The 2,394-nt window shown below is 48.7% G+C and carries 1 protein-coding gene and 1 pseudogene; both read left to right on the forward strand.

Translation table 11 applies throughout. From position 1 onward, the window contains the following. Window positions 1-2,172: hypothetical protein (locus RMO52_RS22495; protein WP_310418782.1), on the forward strand; the 2,172-nt coding region annotated here is incomplete at its 5' end. A gap of 16 nt (window positions 2,173-2,188) precedes the next feature. Then, window positions 2,189-2,394, forward strand: a pseudogene (locus tag RMO52_RS22500) (hypothetical protein); the annotation flags it as partial.

The raw sequence follows: 2,394 nt of genomic DNA on the forward strand, positions 1-2,394 counted from the left end.
GTCGCGTTAGGCAATTTTTCTGGGGCGGAGAAGATTAAGAAGAGTCAGGAATTTTTTGGGTTTTTAGAAGCAGGATTTAACGCCTTCCTGTTATGGGAGCAGATCTTTACTAATAAAATGGGGCTGACAGTTCACGCGCTCACTGTCGAGCAGCTCTGGGCAGATTTATGGAATCGCTACAATTCTGTTCCGGCGATCCCCGTTCCGCAAAAACTGATCTTCGATCGACAATCGATTCGGGAAGAAATTAATTCTAACATTCATGCGACATCGCTCCTAATGCGATCGGAAGAATCTATCCCCGACCCTGATTATCGGTGGATTAAGGTCAAGCGAAAATTCATCGGGATTCTCTCTTTGCTAGACCATCCCGATTCTTGGAAGACGGAGCGAGATGCCCTGAACTTTTATTGGGAAAAACTGGGTGAGGATAAAGTTTACGATATCGAGATCGTCACTCAATTGAGCAAACTCAGCCAGACCGAAGAACGCCAGCGGCTGACTGATGTAACCAAGGAGCAAATCTTTAAGGCTCAAAAAGCCGCCGAGGAAGGGGATGTTAATGTCGGGGCGGGCATCGATCTCGAAGAGGCATTAGAAGCTCGTGCCTATTTGCATAAGGGTGAGATTTCTCTATCCTCCTCCACCGTATTTCTGATCCATCGGGATACAGTCGATTTGCTCGATCGAGCTTGTAGCTATTTAGAGAACCTATTTGTCTATCCAGCCAACCTCCATCGCGAAACGAACCATGTCTGGACGACTTGGTTTCAGACGCAAGCGACTTGTTGGTCGAAGTTACTCCAATATCCGTTGTTCACTCGCGTTGGTAAAGCTTTCAATGGCTATGTCCTGGGGACGATCCCGCTAACTACTGTCCAGACTATCGATCGATCTGGAGTGGAATTTCTATCGGAAGAGGGAGGAGTACCGATTTATCTAGATCTGGTCAATCGCCATCATCACATGGTTATCTTGGCTACACATCGAACTGGTAAGTCAGTCGTCCTGACTGGATTTGTAAATAAATTCCTAATCGAAGATATTCCCGTGACGCTGCTCGACTATCCACCTACGGACAGTGCATCGACATTCAAGGACTACACCCGCTTAGTCGGCGGAGCCTATTTCGATGTCGGGAGTGAGGCGGCAAATATCTTTGAACTGCCGAACATCAACCATCTCAGCCGCGAACAACAGGCAGATCGTCGTAAAGATTATGAGGACTATCTGCTAGATATCCTGTTGACGATGGTGATGGGAGCAGTCACTCAAAATACTAGCGTTGACGGTGATATCGTCCGATCGATTCTGGCGTTGGTGTTGGCTAAATTCTTTGATGATTACGAGATTAAATCGAACTACCGTGCGGCTCGTAGTGGTGGTTTACATTCTCCAGCTTGGGCGAAGTATCCCGCTCTGCCAGATTTTGTCGGTTTTTGTTCTCCAGAGCGGATTGGAGTGCAATCTCCAGATCAAATTCAGTCCTTAAATTTTATCGTTACCAAGCTTCGTTATTGGCTGACTAGCCGGATCGGACAAGCTTTATCTCGTCCGAGTACCTTTGCCACCGATAGTAAGTTATTTGTGATGGCGATGCGGGGTGTGAATAACCCTGAAGATGCTGCCATTCTGTCGATGTGTATGTACGGTACGGCATTGAGACGCGCATTTTCTCATGCTAAATCGGCAGTCGTAGTCGATGAAGCGGCGATCGCCCTCCAATTTCCATATTTAGCCAATCAGGTCGGCAAACTCTGTGCCAACGGTGCTAAGGCGGGTATCCGCGTGATTTTGTGTTCTCAAGAGCCAGGTTCGATTAAAAATTGTGCTGCTGGCGATCGGATTTTAGGTAACTGCGACATCAAGTTAGTGGGTAGAGTCCAACCCGAAGTCAGTCGCGCCTTTCAAGATATTTTATTAATACCCAAGGAAATTCTCAATCCTTGCATGACCGATAGTTTTGCCCCGAATCAGGCGATGGGATACTCCAACTGGATTTTGATCGACGGACGCAGTTATACCCGCGTTCGCGCTTATGCGAGTGCGGGCGGCTTGGCAGCAGTGGTGAATAATCCCCACGAAGTCGCTCGTCGGCAAGAGTTGATTGCTGCTGCCGAGCATCCGATTCTGGGGCTACATCAGTACGCCTCGGAGTTAATTCCCAACTAACTTTTGGAGTTCAATTTTGCAAAAAATCACTATCTGGGGCGTGAGTTCGATCCTCTGTGCCCTCATTCCCACCGTGAGTTTAGCGGCAACTTCACCCGCTCCGCTCGATCCGACTGCGACTGTCACCACGCCGACGACGGCACCGACAACTACTCCAGCAGCCGTTCCACCTGCCACCCCCAACGTTGGCGAGATTACCAAGTCAGCGACGACAACTACCAG

Origin of the sequence: Chamaesiphon sp. OTE_8_metabat_110, assembly GCF_031382685.1 — a bacterium.
Taxonomy (GTDB): Bacteria; Cyanobacteriota; Cyanobacteriia; order Cyanobacteriales; family Chamaesiphonaceae; genus Chamaesiphon.